Source organism: Cesiribacter sp. SM1, assembly GCF_020178975.1.
In the GTDB taxonomy this organism is placed as follows: Bacteria; Bacteroidota; Bacteroidia; order Cytophagales; family Cyclobacteriaceae; genus Cesiribacter.
Genome location: NZ_JAHXBU010000094.1, coordinates 454040 through 472096, shown reverse-complemented (window position 1 = coordinate 472096; position 18057 = coordinate 454040). Strand labels below are relative to the sequence as shown.

At 47.1% G+C, this 18057-nt stretch carries 13 protein-coding genes; 10 read left to right on the top strand and 3 right to left on the bottom strand.

What is annotated here, in order from left to right:
- Positions 1-74: 74 nt before the first annotated feature.
- Complete coding sequence (locus KWJ01_RS26120; protein ID WP_225000087.1) at positions 75-455, top strand: hypothetical protein; 381 nt, start codon at positions 75-77, stop codon at positions 453-455.
- Between the two features lie 193 nt (positions 456-648).
- Here KWJ01_RS26120 and KWJ01_RS26115 read toward each other — a convergent pair whose 3' ends face one another.
- Complete coding sequence (locus KWJ01_RS26115) at positions 649-1632, bottom strand: WG repeat-containing protein (RefSeq protein WP_225000086.1); 984 nt, start codon at positions 1630-1632, stop codon at positions 649-651.
- A gap of 422 nt (positions 1633-2054) precedes the next feature.
- Here KWJ01_RS26115 and KWJ01_RS26110 point away from each other — a divergent pair, with 422 nt between their 5' ends.
- The 4 genes from KWJ01_RS26110 to KWJ01_RS26095 all read left to right on the top strand — a co-directional run bounded on the left by KWJ01_RS26110 (position 2055) and on the right by KWJ01_RS26095 (position 7865).
- Complete coding sequence (locus tag KWJ01_RS26110) at positions 2055-2768, top strand: hypothetical protein (protein WP_225000085.1); 714 nt, start codon at positions 2055-2057, stop codon at positions 2766-2768.
- A gap of 76 nt (positions 2769-2844) precedes the next feature.
- Positions 2845-5385 (top strand): M14 family metallopeptidase, encoded by a 2541-nt coding sequence (locus KWJ01_RS26105; RefSeq protein WP_225000084.1) that lies wholly within the window; start codon positions 2845-2847, stop codon positions 5383-5385.
- Positions 5382-6614 carry a hypothetical protein gene (locus KWJ01_RS26100; protein ID WP_225000083.1) on the top strand — a complete coding sequence of 411 codons (1233 nt, stop codon included), beginning with the start codon at positions 5382-5384 and terminating at the stop codon, positions 6612-6614. The genes KWJ01_RS26105 and KWJ01_RS26100 overlap by 4 nt, the downstream gene beginning before the upstream one ends.
- A 294-nt stretch (positions 6615-6908) precedes the next feature.
- Positions 6909-7865 carry a DNRLRE domain-containing protein gene (locus KWJ01_RS26095; RefSeq protein WP_225000082.1) on the top strand — a complete coding sequence of 319 codons (957 nt, stop codon included), beginning with the start codon at positions 6909-6911 and terminating at the stop codon, positions 7863-7865.
- 131 nt (positions 7866-7996) lie between these two features.
- Here KWJ01_RS26095 and KWJ01_RS26090 read toward each other — a convergent pair whose 3' ends face one another.
- Both KWJ01_RS26090 and KWJ01_RS26085 read right to left on the bottom strand, forming a co-directional pair.
- Positions 7997-8917, bottom strand: a complete 921-nt coding sequence (locus tag KWJ01_RS26090; protein ID WP_225000081.1) for a TraB/GumN family protein — start codon at positions 8915-8917, stop codon at positions 7997-7999.
- 112 nt (positions 8918-9029) lie between these two features.
- Positions 9030-9365: a Rieske 2Fe-2S domain-containing protein gene (locus KWJ01_RS26085; RefSeq protein ID WP_225000080.1), complete on the bottom strand. Its 336-nt coding sequence runs from the start codon at positions 9363-9365 to the stop codon at positions 9030-9032.
- An 82-nt stretch (positions 9366-9447) separates the two neighbouring features.
- Between KWJ01_RS26085 and KWJ01_RS26080 the strand changes: the two genes are divergently transcribed.
- The 5 genes from KWJ01_RS26080 (at position 9448) to KWJ01_RS26060 (ending at position 18046) form a co-directional block, all read left to right on the top strand.
- Positions 9448-10095, top strand: coding sequence for a lipoprotein signal peptidase (locus KWJ01_RS26080; RefSeq protein WP_225000079.1), 648 nt, complete (start codon positions 9448-9450; stop codon positions 10093-10095).
- 671 nt (positions 10096-10766) lie between these two features.
- Positions 10767-11849 carry a FecR family protein gene (locus tag KWJ01_RS26075; protein ID WP_225000078.1) on the top strand — a complete coding sequence of 361 codons (1083 nt, stop codon included), beginning with the start codon at positions 10767-10769 and terminating at the stop codon, positions 11847-11849.
- Between the two features lie 238 nt (positions 11850-12087).
- Positions 12088-15387, top strand: a complete 3300-nt coding sequence (locus KWJ01_RS26070) for a TonB-dependent receptor (RefSeq protein WP_225000077.1) — start codon at positions 12088-12090, stop codon at positions 15385-15387.
- 12 nt (positions 15388-15399) lie between these two features.
- Positions 15400-16926, top strand: a complete 1527-nt coding sequence (locus KWJ01_RS26065) for a RagB/SusD family nutrient uptake outer membrane protein (RefSeq protein ID WP_225000076.1) — start codon at positions 15400-15402, stop codon at positions 16924-16926.
- A 25-nt stretch (positions 16927-16951) separates the two neighbouring features.
- Positions 16952-18046: a LamG-like jellyroll fold domain-containing protein gene (locus tag KWJ01_RS26060; RefSeq protein WP_225000075.1), complete on the top strand. Its 1095-nt coding sequence runs from the start codon at positions 16952-16954 to the stop codon at positions 18044-18046.
- Positions 18047-18057 lie beyond the last annotated feature (11 nt).

Here is an 18057-nt window from a genome sequence, read left to right as displayed (position 1 = left end):
TAAAACTCCTCAGATACTTTGCCGTTAATACTATACCTGTCTCTAAAAACATTTCAAAACATAAATACGGCAAAATGGAAGATAAAAGTAACATTTCTATATTTCAGGGATCGACTGTAGAGGCCGATACCGTTCACGATTTTCTGGCCCAGAACCAAATTGCATCCCTGGTGCGAAATCACATGCAGGAAAGTTTAGATGCCGGCTGGGTAGCAGCCGCTCCGGATTATGCTGCTGAAGTTTTTGTAGCAGTAGAAGACAAAGCCAGGGCAATAGACCTGCTGAAGAACCTCTATCATGAGGAGGCCCAGGAGAATGCAGCACAAACAGCAGGTACTACAACCACACCGCCTTTAACTGCGCGTGGTCCTGTGCCAGCGCGTGAACGTGAAAATGTGCCACTGGACAGGAACACCACTACACCTCCACCTCCACAAAAGCCTCCGGTGGCTTAACAACTGCCTTTTCTGCAGATGCGCTGCATAATTCGGATAGGTTCATGAAGCATCATTCCTGTAACTCATGAACTGCTATAGGTTGATAAGTTGATAACTCTAAAAATAAGAACAGCCATGGAGCTCTCCATGGCTGTTTTTGTATGCAAAGGCCTTAAAATTTGGGGATAAATGCCGTTTATCCACATTACAACTAAGGCCGCCGTATTTTATTGATGGTATAGTACTCTTCCAGTTCCTGGCGGTATATCACTTTGCCATCAGTATTAAGGTACATCAGCAGGTTAGTATCTTCCAGAATTACCTCTTCTGCCAGTCTGTAGCTGTTGCAGCCCCTGTTTTCAGGAGAAACAGACATCAGCGCAGCTCCATTGGTAAAAGAGCGCGTATGGCAAAGCTTGGTGTAAAGTTCATTGTCGAATACCTTCTTACCGTGCCTGTCAATGAAAAAAGCATCATTTTCAGTAGTAACAAAGGCGTACCCATTGGAGAAAGAATCGGCAGAGCGAAACTGCATTGGTACTGCTACGGAACCATCGGGCATAATATAGCCCCATTTAAAATCTTTCCATACCGCGGCCACACCCTGGGAGAACTCACGTGCCTTGCTGAACTGCGGCTGAATGACAAAATTGCCTTTCTTGTCGATATAGCCCCATTTACCGGTGGCTTCATCCAGTGCAGGGGCTAAGCCGTTGGCAAAAGCTCCGCCTCCGCTAAAGATTGGCTTAATAGCGTAATCGCCATTTCGGTTAATATAGCCAACCTTGCCGCCTTTTTCTATGCGGGCAAGTCCTTCAGAAAAATTATATACCTTATCGTAATACCCGTAAAGCTCAAGCTGCCCTTCTTTATTAAGAAAGCCGCTAATACCGGCACCCTTATAGGTAGGATCCAGGATCTGGATGGTTACAGGCACCAGGCCTTCTGAAAAATGATCGTGCGGCTGAACGGATACTTTGTAATCATACAGCTTGATAAAGGTACCAAAGCCAAAGTATTCGGACTGAATAACCTTCTGCCCTTTCTCATTAATGAAATCCCATACCTCACCGCCCTGGTAGGTATCTTTCACCATGGCAAGGCCATCATGAAAATCCATCGCCATCTGGTACTGCGGTTTAATGATCCACTGACCGGATTCATCGATATAGCCCCACTTGTCATATTTGCGCATGGGGTACAATTGTTGGGCAGAAACAGCTACTGTGAACAGTAACAGTATCATTCCTACGGCCATAAGCCGGAGCCACATGTTTTTAATAACTCTGGAGGTCATTCAGGCTAAACTGAAGCTAAGTCTGGATTTAAAAGTATTCCAGACACAATAATCATGCTATACATCTACAACGTTAACAGGAAAACAGCCAACTCTTCTTTGCTTAAAGCACTCAGAGCAGACTACCCGCCTGTTAATACGTAAAATTCAAAAAAATATTTGAAAATTCAAAAATATCTTACTTGCGTACTAAAATTTTTAACGGAGTCTTTCCTTTAGAGGTTCATTAATTTCAATTTAAAAGTACGATTGCAGAAAAAACAGAGGCTTTACAGAGAGAATAAGTAAATTAACCTGTTCAAAAAAAGCCATAAAATTTTATGCCACGTGCCCATCATTTTATTGTAAACCTGCCAGTACAAGACAGTGCCGCTGTTGCCGGTTTTTTTGAAAACTTAGGCTTTACTGAGCTATATCCTCCCCTAATTGCTAACACCAGGCTTTATTCTGATGGCTATTTGCAGGTTCAGCTAAGCCCGGCAGAAGCTGACTGGCGCACCGGCATTGTTTTTTGTACAGAGCAACCCATAGACAGCCATGCAGCAGCTTTACAGCTAAGTGGCATACAAACTGTGGTTCAAGATAATAAAATAAGAGTGGTTGCGCCAGATGGTACAGCAGTTTACTGGCTAAGTCTCAAAGATTTTGATTTTCCAAAACAGCCTGCCACAGGACATAGCCTGTGCGGCTCTTTTTATGAAATTAGCCTTGAAGTAAATAACCTGGAAGAGAACAGAATCTTCTGGGAAAGTGTAGGTTTTAAAAAAATATTACCTGAGGGAGACATATCCAGCTGGCTTACCATGAGCCACCCGCTGCTCAGGGTTGGCCTCTATGAAAAAGGCAGTTGTGGGCATCCATTCCGGAGCCCGGCGCTAACCTGGTTTAACGCCAACGCTGCTGAAAAGCTTAGCCTGCTTCAGCAAAAAGGTTTTAAGTTAGCCCATATTTTACCCGCTGCCACCGCTGAGCCTGAAGAAGCAATACTTGAAAGTCCGGAAGGGCACCATCTGTTCCTTTTCAAAGCCTGGTAGTTTTTTAAGGCCATAAGTCATTATAATTGTGTAAACTTTAAAATAGCAGTAGCTTTTGCAGTTGATAAAATCAAACATGAAGAAAATTTTTACACTATGTGTGCTGTGCCTTGCAGGTCTCATGAACCCCTTGCTGGCACAGCAGAACCTTAAAAATCCAGATGAATTTCTAGGCTACACCCTGGGTACACGCTTTACACCACACCACAGGGTAGTACAGTATTTCGAGTACCTGGCAGAGAACAGCAATAAAGTACAACTACAGCCCTATGGCACAACCTATGAGCAAAGGCCACTGATGCTGGCCTTTGTCAGCAGCCCCGAAAACCTGGCTCGTTTAGAGAGCATACGGCAGAACAACCTGCGGCGTGCAGGCGTACTGGAGGGCCGGGTAGAGGCAGAAGAGCCAGTAGCACTGGTATGGCTTAGCTATAACGTGCATGGCAACGAATCGGTAAGTACAGAGGCCTCCATGGCTGTGATGCACGACCTGGTAGAGGCCAGGAATGAAAATGTTGAAGAATGGCTCCAGAATGTGGTGGTAATCATAGATCCGGCGGTTAACCCCGATGGGCGCGACCGTTATGTAAACTGGTACAATTCTGTGGTAGGTGAGCAATACAATGCGCAGCCCGAAGCACGCGAACACCAGGAGCCCTGGCCCGGTGGGCGGCCCAACCATTATCTTTTTGACCTGAACCGCGACTGGGCCTGGCAAACGCAGCGCGAAAGCCGGCAGCGTATGCAGGTATACAACCAGTGGCTGCCACACATCCATGCCGATTTTCATGAGCAGGGTGTGGAAGAGCCTTACTACTTTGCTCCTGCCGCTGAGCCCTACCACCAGTACATTACCGAGTGGCAGCGCGAATTCCAGACTACCATTGGCTTGAACAACACCCGCTATTTCGATGAAAGCGGCTGGCTCTATTTTACGCGTGAGCGTTTCGATCTGCTCTACCCCAGCTATGGCGATACCTACCCCACCTTTAACGGCGCTATTGGCATGACATACGAGCAGGGCGGTTCCGGCCGCGCCGGGCTGGGCATTATTACCAGCGAGAACGATACCTTAACCCTTACCGACCGCATCCTGCACCACTACACCACCAGTATGTCTACCATAGAGGCAACGGCCAACAACCAGCAGGAGGTGATCAGGAACTTCGAGAGTTTCTTTCGCACTTCTAGCCAGCGCCCCCCGGGTAAATACCTGAGCTACCTTGTTCCGGCACAGAATGCCCCCGATAAGCGCCAGGCCCTGAAAGAGTTTCTGGACCTTCATCAGATCCAGTATGCCGAAGCTGCCGCTACCCGCACCTACCGTGGCTGGAGCTATGCCGATGGCCGCGAAAGCAGCTTCCGCACCAATGCCGGCGACCTGGTGATCTCTGCAAGGCAGCCAAAGGCAGTGCTGGTGCAGGTACTGATGGATCCTACCACCCAGGTAAGCGATTCTGTAACCTACGATATTACTGCATGGTCGCTGCCCTACGTATTTGGGCTGGAGGCTTATGCAGCTGCCGAACCTATTGCAACACGCCCGGCCTCCGATAGCAAGGCTTATGCGCTTAACATTTCAGCAGAAAAACCATATGCTTATGTGTTGCCGTGGCAAAGCCTGGAAGATACCCGCTTTCTGGCAGAGCTGATGCGGCTGGGCATTAAAGTGCGCTATAGCCTGGAGCCTTTCACTACCAATGGCAGGCAGTACGGCAGAGGCTCGCTTATTATTACACGCACCGGTAATCAGCACCTGGGAGAGCGTTTTGATTTTCTGGTGAAAGAATCGGCAAGTAATTGGGAGCGGCCACTGCAGGCAGTAGGTACCGGTTTTGTAGCAGAGGGGAAAGATTTTGGTTCTTCCAGCATCCGCTATATTGATGCCCCTAAGGTAGCTGTACTATCGGGCGAGGGTGTTTCGTCGCTATCTTTTGGAGAGGTGTGGCACTTTTTTGATCAGCAGATTGGCTACCCGGCCACTGTACTGGGTACTAATTATCTGGATCGGGTAGACATCAACAAGTTCGATGTTTTGATCCTGCCAGGGGGGTCTTACTCGGGTACCATTACCAGTGATGTTCACGAACAGCTGATAGGCTGGGTACGTGCCGGTGGAAAACTTATACTGATGGGAGATGCTGTTAATGCTTTTGCCGGACGTGACGGGCTTAATATTGAGCGGAAAAAAGCGGCTGCTGAAGAAGAAAAAGAAGGTGAGGAAAATATGGAGGAGCGCCTGAAAGTATACGCCAACAGCGAACGCGAAGCCATCAGCAACTACAATGCCGGTAGCATTTACCGGGTAACGCTAGATCCTACACATCCCCTGGCATTTGGTTATGATCAGGAGTACTTCAGTTTAAAGACCGATGCCGATAGTTACCACTACCTGAAAGGTGGCTGGAATGTTGGTACCATCCGTTCAGAGAACGCGCTTGTAAGCGGTTTTGTGGGTCAGCAAGCCCAGGAGAGGCTTGCAAATACCCTTGTGTTTGGGGTAGAGGAAAAAGGGCAGGGAGAGGTTATTTATATGGTGGATAACCCACTTTTCCGTGCCTTCTGGCACAGTGGTAAATTATTCTTCGCTAACGCTGTTTTCTTTGTAGGTCAATGAGCAAACAGTTTTATGCTCTGCTTGTGCTAACTGCAGCTGTGCTGGCCGGTTGTGCAACAGAAGAAAAAAAAGCAGAAGTAAAAGCAGAGGAGCAACTGGTTTTCAGCCAGTTGCCCTTTCCTGCCGATAGTCTTGCCCGTTACCCGCACCTGCTGGCAGATGAAGAAAACAACCGCCTCTGGATGAGCTGGATGGTGCAGCACAATTCCGATTCTGCCTCGCTCTGGATGGCAGAAATGGATGGCGCTACAGGTATATGGAAGGAGCCGGAACTAGTACATGCCGGAAAATCCCTGATGGTGAACTGGGCCGATTACCCCCACCTGCTGCCGAATGGCAAACAGCCGGGTGTACTTTTTCTGCAGATTGCCGATCCTACTGCACCTTATGCCTATCATGTTATGTACAAAGAAGCAGGTAAAGCTGCTCAGCGCCTGCATAGCGATAGCTCTGCTACCGAACATGGTTTTGTGAGTGCTGCTGCTTTACCCGGAGGCCGGCAGGGCATTGTGTGGCTGGATGGAAATAAGTATGCCGGCGCCGAAGATGCCCACGGTCATGGCCATGGCGGTGAAATGACACTGCGTTTCCGCTCCCTTGCTGCAGATGGCAAGCTGCAGCAAGCCACTGAGGTAGATGGCCGTACCTGCGACTGCTGCAATACTGCCATGGTAGCAACACCGGAAGGTGCCATTGTTTTTTACCGCGACCGTTCCGAAGAAGAAATCCGCGACATCTACTACACCCGCTATGCAGCAGGTAGCTGGTCGGAGCCCAGGCCTGTGCATAACGATGGCTGGGAAATGCGTGCATGCCCGGTAAATGGCCCGGCTGCCGATGCCAGGGGTGCAAAGGTAGCGGTAGCCTGGTTTACCGGTGCAGGCGGAAACAACAGGGTGCAGCTCCGCTTTAGTGAAGATGCCGGCGAAAGCTGGGGACCTGTGCTGGTAGCAGACAGCCTGCAGCCCATGGGCAGGGTAGGCGTTAAACTTTTATCCGGCGGCAGTGCCTTGCTAAGCTGGCTCGATGGCGAGGGAAGACTGGTGCTGCGGCAGGTAAATCCCGAAGGACAAATGGGAGAAATACAGCCCCTGGCCGATAGCCTCAGCAGCCGCAAAAGCGGTTTTCCACAGCTTGTACGCCTGAATGAAAAAGTGTACCTAGCCTGGACACAGCCGGAACCTTATACACAGTTAAAGCTAGTAGAGGGAAAGCTAGCTAAGAAATAGATCCTTTATTCATTGTTGCAGCAGGCTATCAGGTAGATGTTACTCAACGCTAATGCTGCCTGTCTGTGATAATGAAATTTGCTGATAGATCTTTGATATGATGGGTAATTGCCAGGCTGATGAATAGCTAGAGCAGCAAAGCTTATACGCAAGGGATAGCGATTATCTTACATTGGTGTAACAATACAAGTATCTGATTTTTCCCGCTGTTCAAAACAAGCTAGTTTCGGCACTTTAAAATAGACTGCTTTAGGCGGCTATTCCCATTTTATCAATTACATAGCTTTATTAGTGATGAAACAAAGGTTTACATTAATGCTTTCTCTGGCAGGTTTAATGATGTTTGGATGCAAAGACGATGCATGCGAAGAGGAAAACCACGCTCCGGTTGTTTTTGATCAGGAGTTTACCACTGATGAAAACACGCCCAATGGAACTGTAGTAGGCAAAGTTCAGGCACAGGATCCGGAGAATGTTTCACTCCTTTACAGCATTACAAACCAGCACCCAGCAGCAGCTTTTATCATCGATGAAACAAGTGGTGAGCTTAAAGTTGCAGACAGTGGCTTGCTGGACTATGAAACAAATCCAAAGTTTAACATAGTGGTACAGGTAGTTGAAAGTGACGCCAAGGCTCAGCAATCCAGCTCTTCGGTTGTGGTAGTGAATCTGCGGGATGTTGCAGAGGCAACCAACGGAACTGTAGAATTTAAGCCTGATGCTACCACTGGCAAAGATGCCACTGTTTGGGATATACAGCCAGCAAACAACTACAGTACCCATCCACAAATACTTGGCAGTGCCGGTACCTTTAATGGTTCTCCTGCTGTATTACGTTCTCTTTTTGATTTTGACCTGAGTAGTATACCGGCTGAAGCACATATTGAAAGCGCAACGCTTTACCTGTATCATCACGAAGCAAACAACAATTTTGGACACCAGGGGCAAAACGAAGGCGTAATTAAACGCATTACCCAAAGCTGGAGTGAGAACACAGTTACCTGGAATACGCAACCTGGCAGTACTACACTGAACCAGGTAAGCATTCCTGCCAGCACATCAACTACTCAAAACTATGAGATAGACATGACAGCCCTGGTACGCGATGCAAGACAAAATGCCGGCAGCAGCTTTGGATATATGATTCAGCAAAAAGTAGAGTCTTCTTACAGAAGCTTGGTTTTTGCCTCAAGCGATGTAGCCGACGATAGTAAACGTCCAAGACTAGTAGTTACCTACACCACAGAATAAAGTTCATTAACTGAACTGAGCAATCTAAAAGTCTGGCTTATACACATAGGCCAGACTTTTTTTGTGTAAACCGGCGAATGCAGAACAACTGAATCACTAATCACTCAATCCGGACACAGCCTGGTATGCACTTAGTAGAATAGGGGCTCTACTGTATAACCTCTGCGCCGCAAGAGGCTGATAAGGCCATCTTCGCCTGGCAGGTGTGCGGCGCCTACTGCAAAAAAGGTGGGCTTGTTACGGGCAAGAGTTTCTACTGTAGGCATCCAGCGGCGGTTTCGGTCCTGCAGCAGAATCTTCTCATAGTTTTTCATGCCCAGGCTGGTTTCGCGTACAATGTAAAAGAGACTCTCCAGGTCCTGGTTCTTGTAGCTCACCACCATGTTCCAGAAGTCAGCCCTCAGTTCTTCATAATTTTTTACAGCTTCTAATAACAGCTTAGCCTGCTCCTGGTAAGGAATGGCATCCAGGGCTTTTAGCTGATCTGAGGCACCCTCCAGACCTACTACCGCTTTGTTTTGCAGGCCCATCATGCGCGAGAGCTGCATTTCGTAAGAAAGCACCGGGCAGTTGAGCAGCTTGGAATAGAGCAGCGAGCTGATAAAGAAAGGCTTCATGCTTTGCAGCTGGTTAAGGGCTACGCCCAGCGAATCGCGGTAGAAACGTTCTACCAGCCTGTATTCACCCTCGGAAAGGTAGTCGCTTAGCTTACTTGGCGTTTTCATCTGCATGCCTGCCTGCAGCTGCTTTAGCTCGGCAACATCGGAGATGTTTACTTCCAGCGCCAGTTGCTTACTGTTTTGCATTGCCTGCAGCATAGGTTCCGATACCAGCATATCGTCTACACAAATGGCATGAATAGTACCATAGAGGTAGGATGGCTGTTTAAGCCCGCCTCCGGATATCTTCCAGAGTAGCGATTGCTCCGCCACCTCTTGTTCCTGTGCAATTGCCCGTGCAGGCATCAATACATAAAGTGCTACAAAACAAGGGGCAAAAATTCTTAGTAAAAAGAAAGTGGAAGAAAGTACAAATTTTCTACTGAAATTCATGAACCTAAGGTATAGCGTTGCGTATGCAAAAAACGGATAAAACCATCAATTCTTATACAGCGCTTTGTTAAACAGGTGTATATACTCAGACCGGAGTGCAGCTCCGGTTTTTTTATGCCGGTATGTGCACAAAGATACCTTCTTCGGTGGTTTCTACCTTAAAAGTTTCTGCCGGAGGTGTGCGCTTACTTCCTTCTTCTCCGGTTATAAGCGAGTAGCTTTTCTGGTGCAGGGGGCAAATTACCTGCAACCGGGCATTTAAAGTACCACCGCTAAGGGAGGCCAGCTGGTGCGGGCAGGCATCTGAAATGGCCATAAATCCCTGGTGGGTATTGGCCAGGCAGAGGGTGTAAGCACCTATTTTCAGCTTTCGTAAAGTGCCTGGCGGTACTGCTTTTGCTGCGTCGGCTTCTGTGGCAAATATTCTTATTTTTTTAGTAGTGTTCATTATCTTGGCAAATCTGTATTATTCCTGTAATTTTAGCGTTACTTTTTTTGTTAAGCAAAAGCAGTAACAAGCAAGCTATTAGGTGAAGTATTTGAAGTTCTTCTTGGCGGCGCTGGGGGTGATTGCCATTGACCAAACAGTTAAACTTTTGGTCCATTATAATATGGAGCTCGGCATTGCCGGCGAAGTGAATGTGCTGGGCGATTGGTTCAGGCTGCATTATCTCCTCAATCCGGGTATGGCCTTTGGCATGAAGCTCGATTGGGAGTGGGGCAAGCTACTGCTCACCATGTTCAGGTTTGCTGCCACCATAGGCATAGGCTATTATATTTGCCTGCTCATCAATCGTAAAGCACATCCCGGGCTTATCTGGAGCATGTCCCTTATTCTGGGCGGTGCTGTGGGTAATTTAATTGACAGTATCTTTTACGGGGTTTTTCTGGAAAACAACCTGGTGCCCGGAGCGCCCACACCCTGGTTCCATGGCCAGGTAATTGATATGCTCTACTTCCCGCTCTATGAAGGGGTGCTACCCGATTGGGTACCGGGCTGGGGCGGCCAGTATTTTATTTTCTTCCGCCCGGTTTTTAACCTTGCCGACTCTGCCATATTTATTGGCGTTGCCCTCATTTTGCTAATGCAGCGCCGCTTTTTTAGCGAACCCGATGAAACAGAAGCTGCAGAAAGCGGCTATTCAGATACCGAAGAAGTAACGACACATCATCCATAAACATGAATCATCCCGAATTTTGATTTGGGATAAAATAAGCAAAAACAGCCTTGGAATAGCATTCAAGGCTGTTTTTGCTTAAAGGTATTAGTTTTTGCGAGCCACCGAGGCCCGGGAGGCACGACGAAGCAATCTGGCGTCTACGCGCATAGAAGCCAGATTGCCACGGGGCGGCCTCCGCACTCCGCTTCGCTGCGTTCGCAAAGACTGTACTGCTAATAGAAGTGGCCTCTGGAGATCCCCAGAGGCCACTTCTATTATAAATACTAGCTCCTTAAAAATTCGGGATGATTCATGTTTGTAAAGATTATCGTGAGTAGTTACTGGTGTTATTGTTGTTACTGGTGTTGATAAATCTATTGGAATTTTTTACTGGCTCCATCAGGCTAAAGCCCAGGGTCTCTCATAATTCAGGCCGCTGATAATTCAGGCCCCTGATTTTTTTTGCATGCTGCGAAAGCTTGTAGTGGCATGCTTTTCCATCACTACCTTTTGCTTCCGTTATCACCTGCTGCAGCGGCCTCTGTTACCATTTTGCTGCAGGTGCATTTCCCCCTATTCCTGTTGATTTTGTGCCTTAGTGAGCAAAATGCAAAAAGATGTAAAAATTTTTGTTTTCTGATAGTGGAAAAACCAAGGTGGCTGACTCATGCTATAAAAAGCCGTAATTAATGAGAGGTGATCGTGGCGTAGATGATCTTTTGTCTGACCTGTCTTTTAGGAACTGGGTATTGCATCAGGATGATGAATCAGGTGTGTATTGGAAAAAATGGTTGGCAGAAAATCCTGGAAAGAAAGAAACAATAGCTCAGGCAAGGATTATACTGGAGTCTCTACAGTTCGATGAAAAAAGTCTTTCAGAAAAAGAAAGTGAGCAACTGCTTAAGAGAATAAAAAACACCAATGCGCTGGGAGGAAAAACAAAGCCAGCTGAGGCTGTTGTAAAACCAATAAGCAGCAGGGCAGAGCAGCTTCAGTATGAGCAAAGCAGAAGAAAAAGTTCAATGCGGACTTTGCTGGGATATGCAGCTGTTCTGGCAGGTGCTCTGATTGTTGCTCTATCAATCCACCTGCTATCGGGAAACTGGAAAAATGATGCAGGCCCAAAGCTGGTTGAGAAGGTGAATAACAAAGGGCAGAAGGCAACCTTCTTTCTGCCCGATGGTTCTAAGGTTGTATTAAACTCTTCCAGTACACTTATGTATCCTAAAGAATTTAAGGATGATGTAAGGGAGGTTTATTTAAAAGGAGAAGCCTTTTTTGATGTGACCAAAGGCACCAGGCCATTCATTGTGCGTACGGATAAATTAGCGGCCAGGGTGCTGGGCACAACTTTCAACATAAATGCTTTTCCTGATACCAAAGAACAATCTGTTTCATTGGTAACTGGCAAAGTAGAGGTGCGCACAACAGTAGATGATCAGCAACATCTTATACTGGAGCCTGGCGAAAAGGGAAAAATCAACAGTACAGCAGGGAGTCTTACAAAAACCGCTTTCGATTATGAGGAAGAAGTTGCCTGGAAGGAGGGTATTCTGCTTTTCAAAGACCTGCCCCTGAAAGAAGCACTTGGCCGGATGGAACGCTGGTACGGAGTGGAATTCGCCAAAGGCAAATTTCCTGAAAAGGATTATCACGTAACCGGCCGTTTTGATAACGAATCTCTTGAGAATGTTTTACGCAGTATTGGCTTTACCATAAAGTTTGAATATAGGATAGAAAAAAACAAAGTACACCTAACATTTCAGCCTTAAAGTTTACCGGCGCTATCACATTAACGCATAAGCTGTTTATAACAGCGCCGGGAATGAGACTCCGAAACAACATCAAAATTTTTAATCATCAATCAATTTATCAGCCGAGATAGGAACAGTATCATAAGTTCTATTTTTAACTAAGAAATTTATGAAAAACAGACATTTACCAAGTTGTTTTCTGGTAACAAAATACCTACTGTATGGGCTATTACTCCAATGCTTTTTTTTAAGCCCGGTGCTTGCAATCGATGTAGATGCTCAGGATCCAAATCTAAAAGAGGTTCTGGTAAACCTGGAGGTAAAGAATGAGCGAATAGACAAGGTGTTGGGTGCAATAGAATCCCAGACCCAGCTAAGCTTTGTTTATAATCCCAGGAAGTTAGATATGGGTAAAAAAGTAAGCCTCAATGCTACTAATATACCCCTGTACAACGTACTGCAGGAGCTGTCACTGCAGGCTAAGATCAAATTCAGGCAGGTAAATCATAACATCAGTATACAGAGTATTGATGATAAAGAAGAAGGTTTGGGGTATGTGAAATCTTCTTTGCCGCCGGTTATCATTACAGGCAGGGTTACAGACGAAACCGGGCAGGGCCTGCCGGGTGCAACTGTAAGGCTAAAAGAAAGTGCTTCAGTGGGCGCTGTTACAGACCCTGACGGAAACTATCGCCTTGAAGTACCCGAGGCGCTGCAAAACGGCACCCTGGTAATTTCCTTTATCGGTTATGCCGAGCAGGAAATACCCATCAGCAACCGCTCTACCATAGATGTGCAGCTGGCACAAGATGTTGAGGCGCTGCAGGAAGTAGTGGTAATTGGCTATGGTACCCAGGAAGAAAGAGACCTGACCTCGGCAATCTCAAGAGTAAAGGCCGAAGAAATTACCCAGACCCCAACCGGGCAGGCCATGCAGTCGCTCCAGGGCAGGGTGCCAGGCGTACAGATTGTAAGCAGTGGTGCACCGGGTGCTGCGCCAACCGTGCGGGTAAGGGGTGTTGGTTCATTGGATGGTAATGCATCGCCGCTTTATGTAGTCGATGGCATGTTTTTCGACAATATTGACTTTCTGAACCCGAACGACATAGAGTCAATGTCTATTCTGAAGGATGCCTCGGCCGCAGCTATTTACGGGGTAAGAGCAGCCAATGGTGTAGTACTTATTGAAACCAAATCCGGCTCCTTTAACCAGAAACCCGAAATTGTTTACGATGGATACTATGGTGTACAGCGGGCACAAAATATACTGAAGCTGGCCAATGCAGAGCAGTTTACCCGCTACATCCGGGAAACCGGTGCTACTGCAGATAATGAATTTATCGAAAATGCATTTCAGCGCTTTGGCCGGAGCAGAATTAACCCCAATGTGCCAAATGTAAACACCGACTGGTACAATGAGGTACTGCAAACTGCACCAATCCAGAATCACTCACTTAGCATCAGTGGGGGCAGCGAAAGAACAAGATACTCTGTAGGTGCAAATTATTTTGAGCAGGAAGGCCTGCTTCAGGAAACCCGCAATTCATTTGAAAGATATAACCTAAGAGGAAAAATCAATTTTAATGCGAACGACTGGCTTAGTGCAGGTGTGAACATGAACATCAGCTCAGGTACTCAGTATGTTGCAGAAAATTCGGTCTGGTTCAAGACATATTTTGCCGTTCCTATTTTACCGGTGTACGACGAGCTGAATACTGCAGCATCGCCCATACGCCTGAGCAATGCCCAGCAGCTGGGCTATCGTGGTTCTCAAAACCCATTTTATGATTTGCTCTACAACGATAACCGGAACAGGGTTAACCGGGTGCTGGCAAATGTATTCGTGGATCTTAAGTTAATCCCTGATAAACTAACCTTCAATACTACATACAACTCCAGCTATGGTAACATCAATGCCAGGAATGTAAATTTCAGGTTTAATGATGGCAGAACACAAAACCCCTATGCAATCAGGAAGGAAAGTTCTACCTCCCTGAATGGTATCTGGGATAATGTGCTTACCTACAGTGATCTTTTTGGCAAACACGAACTTACCGCAATGGCAGGTTACTCTTTTAGGTCAGAAACTACTGACGGACTGTATGCCAGGGGAACAGGAACGGGCGATGAGGGAGCACCAGATCGTGATAGGGAAGAGCTCTGGTACCTGTACTATGCCGAGGAGATAGATGTAGACAATGTGCAGGATTTTGGCTCCAGGTTTTACGGCAGCTCTTATTTCGGGCGGATCTCCTATAATTACGATGGCCGCTACCTGCTCTTCGGTTCGTTCAGAAGAGATGGTACCAGCAAATTTCAGCAACGGTGGGGTAATTTCCCTACTGTTGGCGCAGGATGGGTGTTATCCGAAGAAAGCTTTTTTAATGTAAATCCTATAAATTTCCTGAAATTCAGGGCAGGCTGGGGCAGGCTGGGCAACGATGCAATTGCTTTTGCTACCGGCGCTCCGACCCTTTCTCCAATTTTTACGGCCATCAACAACCAGTATGTACAGGGAAGAGAAGTAGATTATGTATATGATTACCTCGACCGCTGGGAAACTACGGAAGAAATTAACGTAGGCCTCTCCTCCCGTTTACTGGATAATCGCCTGTCGCTGGAGGCAGACTACTACATAAGGGATACCAAAGATGCCGTAGTAACTATCATCTTACCGGTTATAAGGGATAACATCAGGAGAAACAGGGGCGAAATACGCAACTCCGGTTTCGAGTTTGGCCTGGACTGGACTGACCAGATCTCCGACAATTTTACCTACAGCATTGGCGGTAATATTGCCACCCTCAAAAATGAAGTTCTGGGCCTGGGTGGCCAGCAATATCTGGATGCCGGATCGGCCGAATTTCGCCAGCGTTATATTGTAGGCGAGCCTGTTGCAGCATTCTTCGGCTATGAAGTGGAAGGTGTTTTCCAGAACGAGCAGCAAATAGCCAACAGTGGCTATAACAGCGAATTTATTGCCGATAACGAACTTGCACCCGGCGATTTTATCTATCGTGACCAGAATGGTGATGGTTTGATCAATGACCAGGACAGGGTGGTATTAGGCTCCTATTTACCAAACCTAACCTATGGTGTAAACCTGGGCTTAACCTGGAAAAACCTGGAGTTTACGGCACTCTTCCAGGGCCAGTCGGGCCACAGCATCCTTAACAGAAAGCGCGGAGAGATCATATTTACCACCGATACCAACATCGACGCTGACCTTGCCAATAACTTATGGCGCGGTGAGGGTACCTCAAATATTTATCCCTCTGCAGCAGGCCTCCGAAAAGGATGGAACCAGAACATGAGCGACTACTTTGTAGAAGACGGCTCGTTCTGGAGAATTCAGAACGTAAGGCTTGCTTACAGCTTACGCGACAACCGCCTGTTTGGAACTGCTATGCCAGATGCCAGAATTACCCTCACAGCAGAAAGACCCCTGACGGTTTTTGACTACAATGGGTTTAACCCTGAAGTACCGGATGGTATTGACCGCCAGACCTATCCGATCCCTGCAGTATATACTTTAGGTTTAATGTTGAGACTCTAAAAAACTAAATATATGAACGCTATTAAGTTTTTAAAATATATAGGTGCCTTGGGCCTTGCCCTCATGGTTAACGTATCCTGCGACGACTACCTGGAAGAACCTCTGGAGCGGCAGAGGTTAACAGAAAATACAGATTATACCCAGACTGAAAATATGGTCCTGCTGCTGAACGGGGCCTATGCAAACCTCTATAATCTGCAGTGGGAAACCTTTCCGCTTATTTCAGTAAGAGGAGATGATGTAAATGCAGGTGGAGACCAGGTTCCCCTAATTGAAACAGATCTGTATCAATACGACCGCTCCTTCTGGATGTACAATTCAACATGGCTGAACCTTTACGGAGACATTCTCACCTGGTATGCTACCATAGAAGAGCTGGAGCGCTACCGGGAGTTTGCTGCCAATCCGGCGCAGGCCGATCAGTACATTGCTGAGATACGGGTAATGCAGGCCTGGGAATTATTTCAACTCTCCAGGCTTTGGGGAAGCGTGCTGATTCCCCAGAGCTCACAACCAGATGAGCTCTTTGGTACCTCCTTATCTTCTATGGAAGAAGTGATGGAGTATATTTCTGCAGAAATGGATGCAGTTATTCCTGTACTCCCGGCGGTGCATCCTAATGAAAGAACAGATATACCCGGTGGTATTACCAGGTATACAGCCCTTGCAGTAAAAGCACTGGCAAATCTTGAGGCAGAAAACTACCAGGCCGTGGCAGATGCTACAGGTGCCATCATCAGCTCGGGTGAGTTCATGCTGGAGCCGGATTATTATCAGCTATTCAAAATTCCTGGTAAGCTCAATCGGGAAAATATTCTGGAATTGCAGTACTCTGATTTTGGCCAGGGCTCCGGGGAGAGCAGAAACTATCTGAATGCCTTTTTTGGCCCGCAGGACTGGACTCCGGCAGTAGCAGGTGCCAGTGCGGGCTGGGGCTTTTGGGAGCCCAGCCTTAAGTATGTTAAGTTCATGATCGGCAGGGGAGAGACAGAACGACTGGAAACCTCTGTTTTATTTACAAATCGTGGTATTAATGAGATCAAAACCGACCCCACTTATGCCACACTGCCCGATTGGATCGATAATGTTACCCCCAGTGGCGATGTAATTAATGATTACAGCCGTGCCCTTTTTGCCAGCGGTAAACATTATTTGCCCTCTAACCAGCTAACCCCGGGAAGGGTAGAATATGGCAGCAATAAAAACTTTATTGCAATCCGCTATGCAGAAATTCTGCTGATGCATGCAGAAGCTTTAACTCAGGGTGCTACCAGTGGGGTATTGTCGGCCGACGAAGCCGTGAACCTGGTAAGAGCCAGGGTGAGTATGCCTCCCCTAAGTGGTGTTACCCTCGATGATGTACTGGACGAAAAGTATGCTGAGTTTGCCATGGAATGGGGTATTCGCTTCTACGACCTGGTGAGACATAACAGAACCGAAGAACTGGATTACGGTGGCAGAAACTACGTGGAGGGTGAAGACAGGTTCCTGCCTTACCCACTGGCACAACTTGATTTGTTACCGCAGTTACAACAGTAGAGCAATTACTTAAACGTTAGCTGACATGAAAATATTTAGAAATATAATGCTCATTACATTTGCCCTTACACTGTTTGGCAGCTGTGATGACGACGGCTATATTGATCCGATCACCGAGGTAGCTCCCGGGCCAGACGAAGCTGCGCCTACCGTAGATATTGTATATCCCAGCGAAGGTACCCAGATACGTGTTCCAGAAGATGTTACACCTGTTGAAATCAGCTTCGAGGTTGAAGACGATATTGAGGTACAGACCATTACCTTAACACTGGATGGTACACAAATAGCAAGCTTCAGCGAATTCCTGGACTACCGCAGGGTAATTGATAGCTATGTTTATGAAAACCTTACCAACGGCGAGCACACCTTAACGGTAACTGCCACCGACGTATCGGGTAAAAGCACTTCTGAGTCGGTTACCTTCGAGAAAATAGAACCCTATACACCTGTTTATGAAGGGGAGGTTTTCTATCTTCCCTTTGATGGCAGCTATATGGAGCTGGTAAATGTAACCAACCCTACTGTGGTGGGTAGCCCTGGTTTTACCGAAGAAGGGGTAGCGGGCGCAGCCTACGATGGTGCCGAAGGTGCTTATTTAACCTTTTCAACAGATATGCTGGATTTGGGTAACGAATTCAGTGCTTCGTTTTGGATGAATGTAAACGGCACCCCGGATCGGGCAGGCATTCTGGTAATTGGTCCGCCAGACGAAAACAATCCTGATGCCATGAACAACAGAACGGCTGGTTTCAGGTTCTTTCGGGAAGGATCTCCAACTAACCAAATCTTTAAGCTCAATGTTGGTACAGGCTCTTCTGACTCCTGGTTCGATGGTGGCGCAGCAGCCTCTGTAGTGCCTAACACAGGAGAATGGGTGCACATGGCGTTTACCATTTCCGAAACCGAGGCTAAGGTATATATAAATGGGGAGCTGGTCTCTTCGGGTACCCTTAATGGTGTGAGCTGGGAAGGTACGAATGTTATATCCATCATGTCGGGCGCTCCACGTTTTACAGAATGGGGCCATTTATCAGACCAAAGCCAGATGGATGAACTGCGCATCTTCAACACAGCACTTACACAGGAGCAAATACAACAGATAATTGCAGACGAATCGTAGTAAAATACGGT